Origin of the sequence: Hydrocarboniphaga sp., from assembly GCF_028291725.1 — a bacterium.
Taxonomy (GTDB): domain Bacteria; phylum Pseudomonadota; class Gammaproteobacteria; order Nevskiales; family Nevskiaceae; genus Hydrocarboniphaga.
The window spans coordinates 136608-153000 of the sequence record NZ_JAQGNT010000095.1 but is presented as its reverse complement, the minus strand read 5'-3'; the positions used below and the strand labels follow the sequence as shown (position 1 = coordinate 153000).

Annotated in this window: 11 protein-coding genes; 3 read left to right on the top strand and 8 right to left on the bottom strand. The window is 66.3% G+C overall.

The window, feature by feature from the left end:
• Positions 1-297: 297 nt before the first annotated feature.
• From JWQ90_RS25020 to JWQ90_RS24990, 7 genes are all read right to left on the bottom strand, one after another.
• Entirely contained in the window at positions 298-1311 is a 1014-nt protein-coding gene (locus JWQ90_RS25020; protein WP_299697790.1) for an alpha/beta hydrolase, read from the bottom strand.
• A gap of 107 nt (positions 1312-1418) precedes the next feature.
• Complete coding sequence (locus tag JWQ90_RS25015) at positions 1419-2270, bottom strand: alpha/beta hydrolase (RefSeq protein WP_299697789.1); 852 nt, start codon at positions 2268-2270, stop codon at positions 1419-1421.
• Positions 2267-3139 (bottom strand): metal-dependent hydrolase, encoded by an 873-nt coding sequence (locus JWQ90_RS25010; protein WP_299697788.1) that lies wholly within the window; start codon positions 3137-3139, stop codon positions 2267-2269. Before JWQ90_RS25010 ends, JWQ90_RS25015 begins: the two co-directional genes overlap by 4 nt.
• Before the next feature lie 130 nt (positions 3140-3269).
• A complete protein-coding gene (locus JWQ90_RS25005; protein ID WP_299697787.1) occupies positions 3270-3689 on the bottom strand; it encodes an MAPEG family protein in 420 nt (139 codons plus the stop codon).
• On the bottom strand, positions 3686-5152 hold the full coding sequence (locus JWQ90_RS25000) for a DUF1329 domain-containing protein (protein WP_366919592.1): 1467 nt from the start codon (positions 5150-5152) through the stop codon (positions 3686-3688). The genes JWQ90_RS25005 and JWQ90_RS25000 overlap by 4 nt, the downstream gene beginning before the upstream one ends.
• A 143-nt stretch (positions 5153-5295) precedes the next feature.
• Complete coding sequence (locus JWQ90_RS24995; protein WP_299697785.1) at positions 5296-7500, bottom strand: DUF1302 family protein; 2205 nt, start codon at positions 7498-7500, stop codon at positions 5296-5298.
• 115 nt (positions 7501-7615) lie between these two features.
• Positions 7616-9268, bottom strand: a complete 1653-nt coding sequence (locus tag JWQ90_RS24990) for a LuxR C-terminal-related transcriptional regulator (protein WP_299697784.1) — start codon at positions 9266-9268, stop codon at positions 7616-7618.
• A gap of 176 nt (positions 9269-9444) precedes the next feature.
• Between JWQ90_RS24990 and rnt the strand changes: the two genes are divergently transcribed.
• Both rnt and JWQ90_RS24980 read left to right on the top strand, forming a co-directional pair.
• Positions 9445-10134 (top strand): ribonuclease T, encoded by a 690-nt coding sequence (gene rnt / locus JWQ90_RS24985; protein ID WP_299697783.1) that lies wholly within the window; start codon positions 9445-9447, stop codon positions 10132-10134.
• Between the two features lie 142 nt (positions 10135-10276).
• Entirely contained in the window at positions 10277-13906 is a 3630-nt protein-coding gene (locus tag JWQ90_RS24980) for a CehA/McbA family metallohydrolase (RefSeq protein ID WP_299697782.1), read from the top strand.
• A 34-nt stretch (positions 13907-13940) separates the two neighbouring features.
• Here the strand turns inward: JWQ90_RS24980 and JWQ90_RS24975 are convergent, their stop codons facing one another.
• Positions 13941-14429, bottom strand: a complete 489-nt coding sequence (locus tag JWQ90_RS24975) for a hypothetical protein (RefSeq protein WP_299697781.1) — start codon at positions 14427-14429, stop codon at positions 13941-13943.
• Between the two features lie 86 nt (positions 14430-14515).
• On the opposite strand from JWQ90_RS24975, the gene JWQ90_RS24970 reads away from it, so the two are divergent.
• Entirely contained in the window at positions 14516-16327 is a 1812-nt protein-coding gene (locus tag JWQ90_RS24970) for a bifunctional metallophosphatase/5'-nucleotidase (RefSeq protein WP_299697780.1), read from the top strand.
• The last annotated feature ends 66 nt before the right edge of the window (positions 16328-16393 follow it).

Below are 16393 nucleotides of genomic sequence, written 5' to 3'. Positions count from 1 at the left end.
GTCGCCCGTCATCAGAGATACAAGCCGTGCCATGCACGCTCTCGCGTGCATCTTTTTGCCGTCAGACTACGCTTCAATCAGTTGAGTGAAAAGGGATTTCTGCGGGGAAAATGAGGGGAAACCTCAGAGTCTGACCCCTGTTTCTCTCCTCAGTCTGACCCCTGTTTCTCCCTGTTTCTCTTTGCTGTTTCTCTCCTGTTTCTCAGTTTCTTCTGTTTCTCAGTTTCTTCCCGCACTCTCGAGAGCCTCCCTCCAAGTTAGGTAGTGCCAACGCCTTTACCAGTGGGCGCTATCGTGTCATGGGGAGTCGCCCTGCACCTGCGTCGTGACGAGCTGTATGACTCGTTCCGGCTCATAATCGGCAACCCAGTGGTTCACGCCGCGCAGAACCACGAATTGATAGGGCGCGTCCACGTATTGCCTGGTGTGGTAGGCGGCATTCGCACCGAACGCAAAATCCAAATTGCCCCAGGCATACAGCGTCGGAACGATGACTGGACCGATGGGCTGATTCGTCGGGGGCGGGAGTGGATTAGCCCTGTACCATGCTAACGCAGCGTTCAATGCGACCGGGTCCTTGAGGGCATTGGCATAGATCTCGGCTCTTTCCAGGGGTAGGCCGAAGGCCACGAGCCCCAACGCAAAGAATTTTGGTCCTCCGCTGAGCAGGATATTGGCTATCCCGGGTAGCGCGAACACCTTCGCGTAACTGGACATCTCCTTCTGCGCGCTTAGTGGATTGGCGCCCGCTGCCGCAAAGGCGTCCAGGTGCGGGGTGGAGAGCACCGTTAGTGTACTCAGACGTGACGGAGCCACCGCAGCGACATACCAGGCGACGCCACCGCCCCAGTCGTGGCCGACGAGATGAAAGCGATCCGCGCCGAGCGCCGTAGCCATCGAGAGTGTATCGCCGACCATGTGGTCGAGCGTGTAGTCGCTGTCGTTGGTTGGACGTGCGCCCGCTGAATAGCCCCGCTGCGACGGCGCTACCGCGTAGTACCCGGCAGCAGCGAGTGCCGGCAATATCTCGCGGAACTCCTCGTCGCATGCCGGAAAGCCATGCAGCAACAGAATGAGCTTGCCCTGCTCGGCCGCAGACGGATCGCCGGCCGCGAGCGCGTCGAACACCATCGGCCCGAGTTGGGGATCATTGATGCTGATAGTCCTTTCTACAACCGGAGGCATCAACGACTGATCGATGGGCGCGGCGCTTACCCTCAACGACGCGCCGAGGACCGCCAACAGCAACAGAGTAGAGACAGAAATCGGGGCAGCACCCCGAATGCGCTTGAACAAGGAATCAATATTCACGTTCACCACCTTCCGGTTAAGTTATGACGAATCACAGTGTCGATATAGCGCGCGAGCCGGTCCTGCATAGCGGCGGCGATCAGCCCGACGTCGACGAAGCTTGAGTCTCATGCCGCGCCGCAACGCCTGCGCAAGAACGGCAGCAGCAGCTGCCGCACCGCTTCGGGATTGTCCGCCATCGGCCAGTGGCCGCTGTCCTCGAGCACATGGATCTCGGCGTCCGCAAACGCCAGGCGTTGGCTCTCGGCGTATCGCACGCTCAAGTACGGATCGTGCCGGCCCCAGATCACCAGGGCCGGGATGTTCAACGGCCTCAGCGCCTTGATGCCGGCCTCGGAGCGCTCGCCGACGTCGCCGCTGGCGCGGTAGAGCCGCAGCACCGCGCGGCGGGTGCCGGCATCGTAGTCATCGAACATGCGGTCGACGAACTCGCGCGGCAGGCCGCGCGGATTGCCGTGCTTCAGCAGCAGGTGAAAGGCGCCGCGCGTGGCCACGGCCTGGAACAGCTCGCCCAGCAGCGGCGCGCGCCAGATCTGCGCCAGGTAGTGCCAGCGGTAGCCCGGCAGCACGCCGGTATTGATCAGCGCGATGCTCGCAAGCGCCCCCGGGTGGGCCGCCGTCCAGGCCATGCCCCAGGGACCGCCCAGGTCGTGCAGCACCAGGTGGGCGCGGCGGATGCCGAGTTCGTCGAGCATGGCGCCCAGATGATCGGCATAGCCGTCGATGGTGTAGCGGAAATCCTCGGGCTTGTCGGCATGGCCGAAGCCCGGCATGTCGAAGGCCACGGCGCGGGCGAATTCGCCTGCCTCGGCGACCAGCGCCGCCCAGTCCTGCGATGAGCCCGGATTGCCATGGATGAAGACGATCGCCTCCTCATTCTGCTCCGGCCCGGCCTCGATCAGCGCGGAATCGATACCGCGGACCTTCAGCGTCCGCGCTCGCAACGGCATTTCGCTCATGTCGGCTCCACAGTTTCGGCAGCGGCTGCCGGCGGGGAACGCAGCACGCGATAGCACGCAGCATGGTCCCGCCGCCAAATTTCAATCAGATCTCGGTTGTCCTGCCGCAGCGGATGGAAGCCCGGGCGGAAATAGGCCAGCAGCCGCGGCAGCAGATGCCAGCCCATGCCGCCGCGTCCCCACCAGTAGCGCAGCGCGCTCAGCGATGTCGACAGCCGCAGCAGCACGCGGTCGCGGCGCAGCATGCTGGTCTGCTGGAACGCGAGGTCGAACAGCAGCACCAGGCTGATGCCAGCGAACACCGCGCAGCGCCGCAGCCAGCCGCCGCCGCTGAATCGATACAGGTCGAACAGCACGCTCTTGTGCTCGGATTCCTCGGCCGCGTGCCAGTCCCAGATCGTGCGCAGCGGCTCGGCCATGCGCGCGGCCCAGGCGGTGTTGCGCAGCTGGTAGTCGCCCATGCTCGTGGTCCAGTGCTCGATCGCGGCGCCGACCGCGAGCTGGGTCGTCAGGCCGCGCCGCCGAAACAGATTCAGCTGCGCTTCCAGCAGTTGCTCGACCGTGCCGGAATAGCCCTGTTCGGCCAGCACGCGGTTATATGAAGCGTGCACGCGGCGATGCGCCGACTCCTGGCCGATGAAGCCGAGCACGTCCTGCGACAGCGCGACATGCCCGGCCGCCTGCAGCGCCGGCTGGCAGCGGCGCGCGATCTCGATCACGTACTGCTCGCCCAGCGGCAGCAGCATCGAGAAGCTGTTCATGAAATGGCTGGGATAGGGATCCGAGCCATGCCAGTGGCGCGGAAAGCCGGCGCTCAGATCCACCAGCAGCTGGCGCACCGGGATGTCGGTAGCAGCCTCGGGTTTCATGATGACAGGCTCCTTCACCTGGACTCGTAGGTCGGCAATCCTTTGCCGACGTGTTCGGCACGCGCGCATCGGCCGGCACTGAGCACGTCGGCAAAGGATTGCCGACCTACGGGGGTAACGCGATGCCGGTTCACCGGGACAACTTCCATAGCACTTGAGCCCAGAGTACGAGCAGGACGATGTCGCTCGCCACGAACACGGCCAGGCGATGGGTCACCCGGTTGTACGTCAGGTGGATCAGGCTGTGCAGCACACGAAAACCAACGTAGGACCACTCCAGCATCAATGCCGATGAGCTGCCGTGCTGCGTCACGAAGAGCGTCAGACAGACCACGTAGAACAGCACCGGAACTTCCAGCAGGTTCATGAAGTTCCGATTCGGGATGCTGACGTCGCCAGGCACCGTCGCGGATTCCCCGAACCTGAAATCGTCGAGCGTGACTCTTCCGCCAAAACCGGCCTTGAATCGACGGTAAGGAACCAGCAGTAGCACCAGAGCCGTCCATCCGATCAGTACCATGACGGGGAGCAGAATGTTTTGAGCGTTCAATGCCGTGCTTTCTGGTTCATCGCCGCCGGTGAAAAATCGTCGTCCTTGTAGTGGATCTTGAAATCCTGGTAGCGGTCCTCGTTGACCAGCGTGGTCAGAAAGTAGCGGCCGCTCTGCAGATCGTAGATCGCCTCGGGCACGCCGGTGACCAGCGGCACGAACGGCAACGAGGCCAGATGCGCTTCCTGCACTTTCCACATGCGGTCCTGGTTGTCGTAACAATCGACCACGGCAATCGCCCAGCCGTCCTCGTCCAGATAAAACCGGCGCTTCTTGAACTGGTGGCGCAGGCCGGCGCGCAGCGTCGCCTCGACCACCCAGACGCGGTGCAGCTCGTAGCGCGCGAGGTTCTGGTTCAGATGGCCGGGCCGAATCAGGTCCTTGTAGCGCACCATCGGCGACAGCATCTGCAGCGAGTTGTAGGGGATGTACAGCTCGCGCTTGCCGAGCAGCTTCCAGTCGTAGCGGTCGAGCGCGCCGTTGAACACGTCGATCTGGTCGTTGAACTGCTCGCCGTCGCTGCCCAGCGCCGGGTTGTCGTAGCCGACTTCGGGCGCGCGGTTGACGCGGCCCAGGCCCGGGTTGTACAGCCAGGCATCGCGCGTGCGGCCGTCGATGCCCATGCTCTCGTGCACCAGCAGCATCTGCCCGGCAAGCCGCGGCGGCGACAGCACTTTCGACAGGTAGTAGAAAATGATCGGCGTGCCGGCGTTGTTCTCCTCAAGGTTGCCGTACTTGAACTTGACGTCCTCGATCAGCTTGCTCAACTGGTAGCTGCCATCGGGCTTGACGATCGCCTGGTTGTTGTAGCGGCGCACTGCCGAGCTGCGGAAACGCACCTTGTGATTCCAGATCACCTCAGCGCCACTTTTCGGGATCGGGAACGGAAAGCCGAGCACGGCGCCCTTGACCTCGTCGGTGCCGACCAGCTCGGCCGTCAGCGCGTTCCTGGTCGTCGCGTCGTCGATCGCCTTCGGGTAGAAGCCGTTGCGCAGGCTCGGATAGACCAGCATTTTGTAGTCGGCGTACTTGGCGAACAGCGCCTGGTGGCCGGCGGTGAGCTGCTCGGTGTACTGCGCGTAGTTGTCATGCGTGATGACCAGCTGCGGCACCCCGGGCGTCAGCTGCTGGTACAGGCTGCGCGCGACCGCCTGCGGCGCGGCCGGCATCTTGGCCAGCATCGCGTCCAGATGCTGGCGCATTTGCGGATAGTTCTGCGGCGTCAGCGTATCGAAGTCCTGTGTGAGGGCATCGAAATCCTGCGGCTTGCTCTTGCGCAAATCGTCGAGCGCGGCGCGCATCGCCTCAAGCGTCTGCGGTGTCTGCGTCTTGATCGCCTCGTCGAAAGCCTTGGCGCCCAGGAAGGCCGGGATGCTGCCCTGCGCATTGCCGGCGGCGGTCGCGCCCAGCGGCGTCAGGTCTTTGCCCAGATGAGCGGCCTCCTGTGTGGAAACCCTGGCCATCGCCAAGGCGGGGAATACCGCGGCAGCAGCGACCAGGCAGACGAGCAGCGTAGGGCGGGTCGCGACCCGCCGCTTTTTCATCGATTCACAACGGCGGGTCGCGACCCGCCCTACGGTTCGTACGAAGTTCATGGTTCGGTCGTTCAGAAGTTGTAGGCGACGCTGAGCGCGATCGAGTCGCGATCCTTGGCGTTGTTGACCGTGCCGCCACCGAACCAGCCCTGGTACTGCAACTGCGCGCTCCACTGCGGGCCAAACTCGACGACGCTGCCGACCGCGTACTGCTTGGTGCCGGCGACGAAATTCTGGATCGGCTGCGGCGCGATACCGGAGACATCCTGGCCCCACATCAGCGAGGGCTTGATGTTGAGACCCCAGACCAGGTTGTCGTACTCGGCCTGCACCAGCAGCCGGTAACCCCAGGCCCAGGCCGTCGCGAAACCGCTGGTCTGCTGGGTCGGCGTCAGGCGGCTGGCGTCGGCCACGCCGCCGCTGCCGGTGCCGTCGGCGCCGGGGCTGGCATGGGTGTCATTGGCATCGCCGCCTTCGATCTGCAGCTCGCTGCGCGACGGCAGGTTCCAGATGTGGGTAGCACCGAGTTCCGTGAGCACCAGGATCTGGTCGGCGCCGAATGGGTTTTCGCTGCCGCCGATCGCGCGGATCGCGGTGAAATCGATCTGGTCGACCGCGAAACGCTGGTAGCCGTGGATCAGCTGCCCGCCCTGAATGTCGTCGATGCCGCGATACGCCGACAGGTAATCCGGCGCTGCACGACGCCCACTCGGCACCGTCACCGCGCCGCTCGCGCCGGTGCCGACGATGATCGGCAGCGACTGCAGCAAGGCGCTGACCTCGCCGGCCAGAGCCTGCGGGTCGGTGGTGACGATACCGGCGGCGATGCCGCCCAGCGACGACGCGGTCTGCGCCAGCGTCGCCGGGTCCAGCCCCAGCGTCAGATCCTGACGCGGGAACGCCGGCTGCCAGGCGGCGTACACCACATCGACGATATCGACCTGCAAAGGCATGTTCGGCCGCAGCGAATACTCGCCGGCCAGCGACCATTTGCCGACCGAGGTGTTGAAGCTCATGCCGAACATCTGGATGTCCTTCGGATACTCCCAGCGGCCGACCACGGTGTCGATCGGCAGCGGCTCCAGCCCGGTCGAAGGGTTCAGGCCGATGAAGCCGTTGCAGTCGATGAACCCCTGAATGAAGCTCTGGGAGTCGCGCAGACAGGAGTCCTGCGCGGCGTTGGCGCTGAAGTACGGCAGCTGGCTGTGATAGTTCAGCGCATAGAAGCTGAATTCGGTGCCGTCGTTGATGTCCTGCGCATACCAGGTGAGCTTGGCGCCGAACTGGCCGCTGCTGCCCGGGTAGCCTTCGGACTTGTCGAGCAGGCGCGCGGTGAACGAGGTATCCGAGATCTCGCCGGCCGGATAACCCAGGCGCGCCAGGCCATCAGGGTCCTCGTGGGCCTGGCCTTCGGCGAGCTCCACATGGTCGCTCTCGATCACATCGTAGGAGACGTTGTAGGCCACGCCGAAAGCACCACCCGGATCGGGCACCGCGGGCCGCCAACCGAGTTCATAGATCAGCTGCAACGAAACCCCGTCGGCAACCTGCATGTTGAGCGCCGCCACCGGCGTCGGCAGGAAGATGTCGCTGAGCGGCGTGCCCGGCTGGTGATACAGCACCGCGCTCGGCGGATTGATCTGGTCCAGGCTGTTGAAAACAACGAAGCTGGATTCGCCCCAGCGGATGCGCTGGTAGCCGACGCTGGCCGACAGATCGTGATCGAACAGGCTGAAATCGGCAGCGACCAGCGCGCGCTTCAGCGCCGCGTCCAGGCCCAGTTCGTTGCTCACGCTGCCGGAGCGCGGCGTCGTCGCCGGCTGGAACGTGGTGTCGGGATGATGCTCGTCGAAATCGTGGTTGACCGGATCGAAGTAGACGTAGGCACCAAGTTCGAACCGCAGCCAGTCGTGCCAGCTGCCGGACAGATCGGTGCTGAGCTTGGAGACCGCGGAGACCAGGTCCCACTGGTCGTAGTTCAGATCGCCGTCGTCCTTGCTGGTGCCGAAGAACGCACCGGGCGCATCGACCAGCTTCTGGTTTTCGGACGGATCGCCGGTGAAAGACTGGCAGTTGCTCGGCCCGCAGAGATTCGGATTGAGGTTCTGCTTGGCGATCAGGCTGGAGTCGGGGTTCTCGGTGCGCACCGCCGCGCCGACCGACACACGGCTGTTGAGCGTGCCTTGGATGCCGCCGTATTCGAAGTCGAGCGCATCGGCCGCGCCGCTGAAGGCCAGTGCGCCGATCCCGATCCAGCGCAGTAATTGCTTACACATCCCCGCCCTGCTCCCCTGCTGATTCGACCGTCACCCAGACCTTAGGCGAGCCGGCCGTGTCGCGGCCCCGAACCAAAGTTTGGCTTTTCCGGTTTCGACCAAGGCCAGTCCCAGGCTATTCAAATCCATGCTGGCTCAGCAGGCGCGCGGCGCCGGTGCGATTACGCACCCCGAGCTTCTGGAACAGATTCCACAGATGCCATTTCACCGTCTGCTCGGTCAGATGCAGACGCGCGGCGATGTCGCGATTGGACAGGCCTTCGAGCAAGGCTGCGGCAACCTGGCGCTCGCGCTTGGACAGTGCGAAGGGCGCCGCCGGCAGCGGCCCGGCGCCGACAGGCTGGCCGAGCAGCGCCGCCAGCCGCGTCAGGTTCGGGTCGGGGTTGGCGCCGTCGCGCAGCAGACCCGCCAGCACCTCGTTGAACAGCGGCTGCAGGCCCGGCGCCAGCGAGGCCAGCGTGCCGATGCGCTGACGGGTCAGCGCATCGGTCAGCAGCCGGCCCAGGCTGCGCCGTGCCTGCAGGCCCTGGCCGATGTCGTGCTCGATGCGCGCCTTGACGAACAACAGCAGCGCGAAGCGGCAGGCGTCGCGGTCTTCTTCGGCCCGGCTCAGCCAGGGGCGCAGCGTGCGCAGCAAGGCCGGGGAGGGATTGCGGCGGCTCGCCGCCAGCAGGTCGAGCAGCTCGCGCTCGGACGCGGGGCCGGCGTACCAGCGGCGATCGGTCTCGCCGGCGACCAGCGCGGTACGCGCCCGCTCGATCGCGAATTCGCGGTCCCACCACTGGCGGGCGTCGGTGCTGCCTTCAAAATGCGCGGTTTCCAGCATCGCCAGCGCATCGGCGGGCCGGCCCAGCGCCAGCAGCGTCCACACCGCGACGCGCACCCGGCCCAGCGCCAGCATCGGGCTCGGATATTCGTGCAGCGGCGTGCCGGCACGCGACAGCAGCGCCGCAAACTCGCCGCGCTCGAACAGCACGAAGCACTCGGCCAGGCGCAGCGGCACATCGGCATGCGTCGGACGGCCGACACCGCTGGCGACACGCCGCATCGCGTCCTCCAGCAGCAGCTGCGCCTCGGCGATGCGGCCCTGCTTGAACAGCGTGAAACCGACGCCGGTCGCCGACCAGGCCAGACCGTATTCGATGCGCTCGTCACGGAAGATGCCCAAGGCCCTGCGCCCGTCGCGCTCGGCCTCGGCCCAGCGGCCACTCAGCTGGTAGCCGAGCATCGACGCGCAGCACAGCGTCGCGAGTTCGTATTCGGGCGCGCGCGGGAAAGCGCCGCGCCATTGCGCGGCCAGCCGCAGCGCGTTGTCGGCTTCGCCGGCGAAAGCCGCGATCAGGCTGCGCATCAGGCCGACCCAGCAGGGCATCGCCGTGGCCGGGTCGATGCGGTCGAACGGCGTGCGCTGCAACTCGACCACGAAGCTGCGGCCGGCCGCACTCAGCTCCGGGATGCGCGCTTCGAGCTCGTCGAGCCGCACGCTCGCCAGGCGCAGCCGATTGTTCATCGTCAGCACCCAGATCGCGGCCGCGTCCAGCTGCGGCCAGCGGCGCAGGCGCTCGGCACCGAGCCGCTCCACGACCTGGAAGAAGACCTCGTGATCGCCGGCGGTGCGCACCAGGTCGGCCGAGCCGCTGGCCAGCAGTTCGGCGGCGAGATCGTCCAGGCCCTGTTCCAGGGCCAGGCTCACGGCTTCGGCGGTGCGCTGCTGAGCCGCCAGCCGGCGCGCGCCGATTTCAAGCTCGCGAACGAGGGGCAAGTGCACCACAGCCCCGTGCGCGGGCGCCGTCGTCGTCTCCGCCTGTCCGATCGCGCGCAACCCCGTCATGCCACCCGCCCCATTGCTAACAATTCATTGATTTACCAGCAAGAGTTGTGCGGAGTCGGCCGCCGGGGACCGGGACGGGTATCATCCCGACCACTCCCTCCGCTAGCCCCTCCATGCCTGAGCTGTCCCCCGCGCCGCGCGTCGGCCATCGCTTCCGCGGCTTTCTGCCAGTGGTCGTCGATGTCGAAACCGGCGGTTTCAACAACCAGACCGACGCGCTGCTGGAAATCGCCGCGGTGATCCTGGGCGTCGACGAGAACGGCAACCTGGTGCCGCGTCAGACCGTGTTCTCTCATATCGAGCCCTTCCCCGGCGCCAACATGGAAAAGGCCTCGATGGAGGTCAACGGCATCAAGGTCGACAACCCGCTGCGGCTGGCGAAGAAGGAGGCCGACGCGCTCGGCTACCTGTTCAAGCCGATCCGCCAGGCGGTGTCCGAGCAGGGCTGCACCCGCGCGATCTTGGTTGGCCACAACGCGCATTTCGATCTGGGCTTTCTGAACGCGGCGATTGCGCGCACCGGCGTCAAGCGCAGCCCTTTCCATCCGTTCTCGGCCTTCGACACGGTGTCGATCGCCGGCGCGATGCTGGGCCAGACCGTGCTGGCCAAGGCCCTGGTCGCCGCCGGCCTGCCCTACGACACGCGCGAAGCGCATTCGGCGATCTATGACGCCGAGCGCACCGCTGACCTGTTCTGCCTGCTGGTCAACCGCATGCGGCCGCTGTACGAGAGCCTGGTCGGTCACCATCCGGCCCCGGTGGAAGCCTATGTCGATCCGCTGGACTCGCCGGGCGAAGGCTAGGGGTTTCGGCAGCTCGGCCATTACTCATTCAAACCCGCCGAAGCTCCAAATCGACGCCTGTAAGAGCCCGGTCACGCAACTCCGTTAGCTTGCAAACCTGAATCTCGCGTCGGCATCGCGCCAGCGCGAACGGGGAGCAGTCATGAGCCGATGGAAACTGCGGGCAGCCGGCTGCGGCTTGCTCTGGAGCGCGCTGCTGGGCGCAGCGCAGGCGGCCGACTCCACGCCGGCCTGCGATGCCTACACCGGCCCGGCGCTGAGTTCGCTGCAGCAGTACGAAGGGCTCACGCACGAGCACTCCGCCTATTCGGACGGCGATCCGCACTACAAGCCGGACGACTACTACCGCATCGGCGCGGAGCAGGGCTACGACTTCGTGGCCGGCTCCGAGCATTCCGACAGCCTCGACGACCTCAACTTCGTCACCCTGCACGCGAGCTGCGATCCCACCAGCGGCCACTTCGATCCGACGCAGCTCGAATACTGTTTCCTCAATCCGACGCCGGACAAGCTGTTCAAGTGGCGATCGACGCTGGAACAGGCGCAGGCGCGCAGCTCCTCTCGCTTCCTCGGCATCCGCGGTTTCGAGTGGACCTCGGACGTGTTCGGGCACATCAACGTCTACTTCTCGCAGAACTTCACCAACGCCAAGACCGATCTCGGCTACGCGCTGACCATGAGCACGTTCTGGGACTGGTTCACCCGCGCGCCCGGGCAAATCGGCCTCGCTGGCAGCGCATCTTCGCCGGTGCCCTTCGGCGGCGGCGGCGATGGCCTGGCCACCTTCAATCACCCGCACGACAAGTGCCTGACAGCGAGCGTCCCGGTTGGACTGCTGGCGGGCGAATGCGACTGGAACGATTACAAGCTGATACCGGGCGCGGTCGAGCGCGTATTCGGCATCGAGGCTTACAACGACAGCAATCGCGGCGACCGCTACCTGCCCTACATCGCCCGCGCGCTGGACCAGGGCTGGCGCCTGTCCTTCCTGGGCTCGGAGGATGAGCACTTCGGGCACTACGCCTCGGAGGAGCGGCCGAAGACCGTGACGCTGGCCACGGCCCTCACCGAAGCCGGCTTCCGCGAGGCCTGGCTGGCGCGGCGCAGCTACGCGCTGTCGCCCGGCAGGCACCTGCGCGCAACGCTGGACGCGGCGGGCCATCCGATGGGCGCCGAACTGCATTGCCAGGTCGGCCGCAAACTGCCGATCAGGGTCAGCGTCGCCGAGCGCGACGGGCAGCCGTTCCAGGGATCGCTGCGTCTGTATACGGACGGCGGCGAAGAGCTGGCGCGGCTGGCGAACGCGAACGGCAGCTTCAAGGTGGCGGTCAAGCCGGGACGCCACTGGTACTTCGTGCGCGTGGATGACCCCGACGGCGTATCGGCGGCCTACCTGGCGCCGATATGGATCGAAGGCGGCACCACGAGCGGCACCTGGCTGGGCGGCGACATGCATGTGCACACCGATCATTCCTCCGACGGCTCTCTGCTGCGCCAGACGCTGAACGATCGTGCGATCGGCAACGTCTCGGTCGCCGCCCAGATCGGCGAGGCCGAGCGCAACGGCCTGCACTGGATGCCACTGACCGATCACCGCACCTACGACCAGCATTACGATCCGCTGTGGGAGTCGCGCAAGCTGCTGCTGATTCCGGGCGAGGAGGCCAATGGCTCGCCGCATGTCACCGTGCACGGCGCGGTGGACATGATCGACCAGGGCAACGCGCCGGCCGGCTCGCCCGAGTTCCGCTCGCTGCAACAGTCACTATGGAGCGCGCATGCGCAGGGCGCGGTATTCGCGGTGGCGCATCCGGACGATGGCGAACTCGACGCCAGCGGTGCGCCGAACAACCGCGCCAATCTGGTCGGCCTGGATTCGATGGAAGCCTGGAACCGCGGCAGCGACATCGAGGCCGAGATCGACTACGCGGAGAACCGCTGGAACCGCGGCTTCCGCTTCGGCATCAGCGGCGGCAGCGACGATCACTTCCGCGAGCTATGGGGTCTGACTTCGCCGGGCACGCCGCGCACGCAGCTGTTCGCCGCCCGTTACTCGGAGCGCGCCATTTTGCAGGCGATGGCCGCCGGCCGCAGCCTGCTGCAGCTGCGCACGAGCGATCCCTTCATCACGCTGGAAGCGGACTTCCAGAACGACGGCGTCTACGAGGCATTGCAGGGCGACGAGGTGTTCGCAGCGCCCGGCACGCCGGGACGCCTGCGCATCCGCGTGAGCAACGGCCTGCTTGCGCTGGGCAGCACGCTGTCGCTGTATCAGGCGCCCGGCCGCAGCGCCGGCCCGCTGCAGAGCTGGACTCTCAAGGCGGCCGAGCAGACTTTTGACGTCGATGTGACCGCGCCTTTCGACGCCACCTGGTACCGCGCCGAAATCCGCGGCCTGGGCGAACCGGCCGCCATCGACACCAACCTGCTCAAGTCGCTGGACCTGCAGGCGCTGCTGCGCAGCGGGATGCTCAAGCTGGGCGACCAGCGCCGCGCCATCACCTCGCCGATCTTCGTGTCTCCCGGCCCGGTCGAGGCGCGCGCCGATGTGCCCATTCCGGCGGACTCGGGCGGCGATGACGACGCCGTCATCGCCATCGGCCAAGCCGGCCGCTTCGCCGCATTCCCGGCCGTCGCCGAGAGCAGCAGCGGCGTGCATGTCGTCGCCGAAACGCACGCGGACGGCGTGACGCAGGTGACTTACCGGCACCGCCGGCCCGGCGGTGGCTGGGACGCGGCGCTGGTGCTGTCCGGCGCCAGTCCGGCCGCGCGCTTCCCGAAAATCGCCGCACAGGGTTCCAACGTCTGGGTCGTGTGGGAAGACGAGCGCGCCGGCCAGATGCCGCGGCGCAAGGCGATTTACTTGCGTCAGAGTGTGGATGGCGGTGCGAGCTGGCTGGCCGAGGTGCCGCTGCGCGTCATTCCCGGCCGCGCCGAACATCCCGTGGTGGTGGCGACCGCCGACGGCCGCGCGCTTGTCGCCTGGGCCGAGATCCAGGCTGGTATGGCTTTCGACATATGGGCGCAGCTGCTCGGGGTCGATGCCGCGCCGGCCAACGTCTCGGGCGCCGGCAAGATCGTGGCCGCGGCCAATCTGCTCGACAGCCGCAGCGCGCGCTATCCGGCCTCGGTGTGGCCGGCGCTGGCGGCCGGCCGCGACGGCCAGATCGCGCTCGCCTGGCAGGACGACCGCGACGACCCGGATCCTCTGTTCACCGGCGCCGCGAGTTACGGCGACGGCACGGCGCCGGACGACTGGCAGATCCTGCTGGCCACGCGCAGCAGCGCCGGTTGGAGCGCGGCGCTCCCGCTCGGCGCCCATGACCGCGCGGATCGCCACCCCAGCGTCGCCTATGCCGGCGATGGCACGCTGGCCGTGGCCTGGGACAGCAAGCCGCTGGTCGCGGCGGGGCCGAACCTGTCGGTGTACGCCGCCCTGTCGCAGGACGACGGCGCGAGCTTCACCGCACCGGCGCTGATCGGCGGCGACGCGGCGGCGTTCGCACAGCGTCCGGCGCTGGGCCGCAACGCCAATGGCAAGCTCAAGCTGGCCTGGTTCGACAACCGATCCACCGACTGGCGCTGGCGCATCGCCTCAGCTCAGCTGAAAGGTCGCGGCTGGAGCGCGCCAAGCCTGCTGCCGAGTCGCGGCATCAACACTTGGCCGGCGCTGGATGGCAGCAGCCTGGTGTTCGCCAGCAGCCGCAACGCGCAGCGCCTGCAGCGAGACCCGACGCAACAGATCGTGCTGCGAAGCAGTCCTCCGAAGTAAGGATGAAGTAAGGACCGGGTCGGCAGCGCCCGGTTCAACCGCCGACGATGCCGGACGCTGCCTCGCGCTTGCGCGCGATCATCCGCTCGCAGGATGTCGGCAGCAGCGCGCAGAAACGCGCGTCCTCCACGCCGATCTGCTTCTGCAGTTGCAGCAGCCGCGGCAGGAACTCGTCGGCGCCGGCCTGGGCGTCCTCGACGCCGAAGCCGCCGTTGATCTCGCCGAGCAGCCAGCCCACGTACCAGACACCGAGACTGCGGGCATCGTCGAGCGCGTCCTGCCTGCGCACCAGGCGCGCGCGGACGCGCACGCAGTCGACGAATTCCGCTGCGCCGTCGTGATCGATCTGATTGCCGCAGGGACGGGCGAAATCCGCACCCTCCTGCATCGCCGCATCGATGGCGGTCACTGACAGCACCGGTGCGCTCGCCGGTGCAGCGCGATCCTCCACCGGCGTCGAGCGGCAGCCGCCGTTCAGCAAGATCAGCAGCGCGAGCAGCATCTGGACGTAAAAAGGTTTCATCGGACTGAGACGATTCGGCAACAGACGCGGACTAGTTTGATCGCCTTGTATTGCAGGGAATCACCAACCTCTCAAGGGAGAATCCAATGCGCCGAAACACCTTCGCCCGTACCATCGCCCGTTATAGCGCCAGCGCCTTACTCGTCGCCGGTTCGATCAGCCTCGCTACGGCCGCCGCGCCGCCGGTTCCGTTCGACATCAAGATCATTGCCCTGAACGACTTTCACGGCAACATCGTGCCACCGACCGGCACGACCACCGCGCCGAGCACGACCACACCCAGCGCCACGGTGAAAGTGCCGACCGGCGGCATCGCATTCCTGTCCACGCTGCTCGCACAACTGAAGGCCGAGAACCCGCAGAACGCGGTCGTCGGTGCCGGCGACCTGATCGGCGCCTCGCCGCTGGTGTCCGCGCTGTTTCACGATGAGGCCGCGATCGAGACGCTGAACCTGCTCGGCATCGACTATGCGTCGGTCGGCAACCACGAGTTCGACAAGGGCAAAGGCGAATTGAAGCGGATGCAGAATGGCGGCTGCTACAAGAAGGGCACCGTCGGCGTCGACACCTGCATCATCAACGGCGGCTTCAGCGGAGCGAACTTCCAGTACCTGGCCGCCAACGTAGTCAAGGACAATACCGGCGAGACGCTGTTCCCGGCGTACAAGGTCAAGACATTCACCGGCCCGCAGGGCAAAACGGTGAAAGTGGCCTTCATCGGCCTGGTGCTGGAAGGCACGCCGGCGATCGTCACGCCAGCCGGCGTCGAGGGGCTGACGTTCAAGGACGAGGCCGAAACGGTCAATGCGCTGGTGCCGGTGCTGCAGTCGAAAGGCGTCCAGGCGATTGTCGTCGTGATTCATCAGGGCGGCACGACGACTGGCCTCTACGACGACCAGACCTGCCCCGGTTTCAGCGGTGACATCAAAGGCATCGTCAATGCGCTCGATCCGGCGGTCGATCTGGTCATCAGCGGGCATACCCACCAGGCCTACATTTGCAAGGCCAAGGCCAGTGACGGCGTGAAGGACATCACCGTCACCAGCGGCGGTTTCTACGGCCGCATGCTCACCGACCTCGACGTCACCGTCGACCCGAAGACCAAGGACATCACGGCCGTCAGCGCGCACAACATCCTGGTGGTCAACGACGGCTCCTCGACCGCGCCGCCGACGGTGGTGCCGGCCGGCTACACGACGCTGGCGAAGGACCCGAACGAGCAGAGCCTGATCGACACCTACAACGCGCTCGCTGCGCCGCTGGCCAACGCCAAGATCGGCTCGATCGCCTCTGATATCTCGCGCACGCAGAACGCGGCCGGTGAATCGGCACTGGGCGACGTGATCGCCGACGCACAGCTCGCCGCCACTTCCGCGCCGGAATTCGGCAGCGCCAAGGTCGCGTTCATGAACCCGGGCGGCATCCGCGCCGACCTGCTGTACAACAACGCCTACTACGTGGGCGAACCGGCCGGCGACATCGCCTACGGTGAGGCCTTCAACGTGCAGCCGTTCTACAACACGCTGGTGACGATGACGCTGAGCGGCGCGCAGATCAAAGCGGTGCTCGAGCAGCAGTTCGACAACCCGGCGGTCGGCCAGAACCGTTTCATGGAAGTGTCGAACGGCTTCGCCTACACCTACGACGCCGCGCAGCCCACCGGCAGCAAGGTGGTCGCCGGCAGCATCCAGATCGACGGCGTCACCGTCGATCCCGCGGCCAGCTACCGCGTCACCTGCAACAGCTTCATGGCCACCGGCGGCGACAACTTCACGGTCTTCGCCAGCGGCACCAGCCGTCTCGGCGGCGCGCTCGACATCGACGCCCTGTCCGACTACCTCGAAGCCCATTCGCCGGTTCCGCCGGGACCGCAGAACCGGGTGACGCGGGTCAACTGAAAAGCAGCATCAGTCGGGCGGGTCATGACCCGCCGTTTTTCTCTGTCGATCCACAGTCAAAACGGC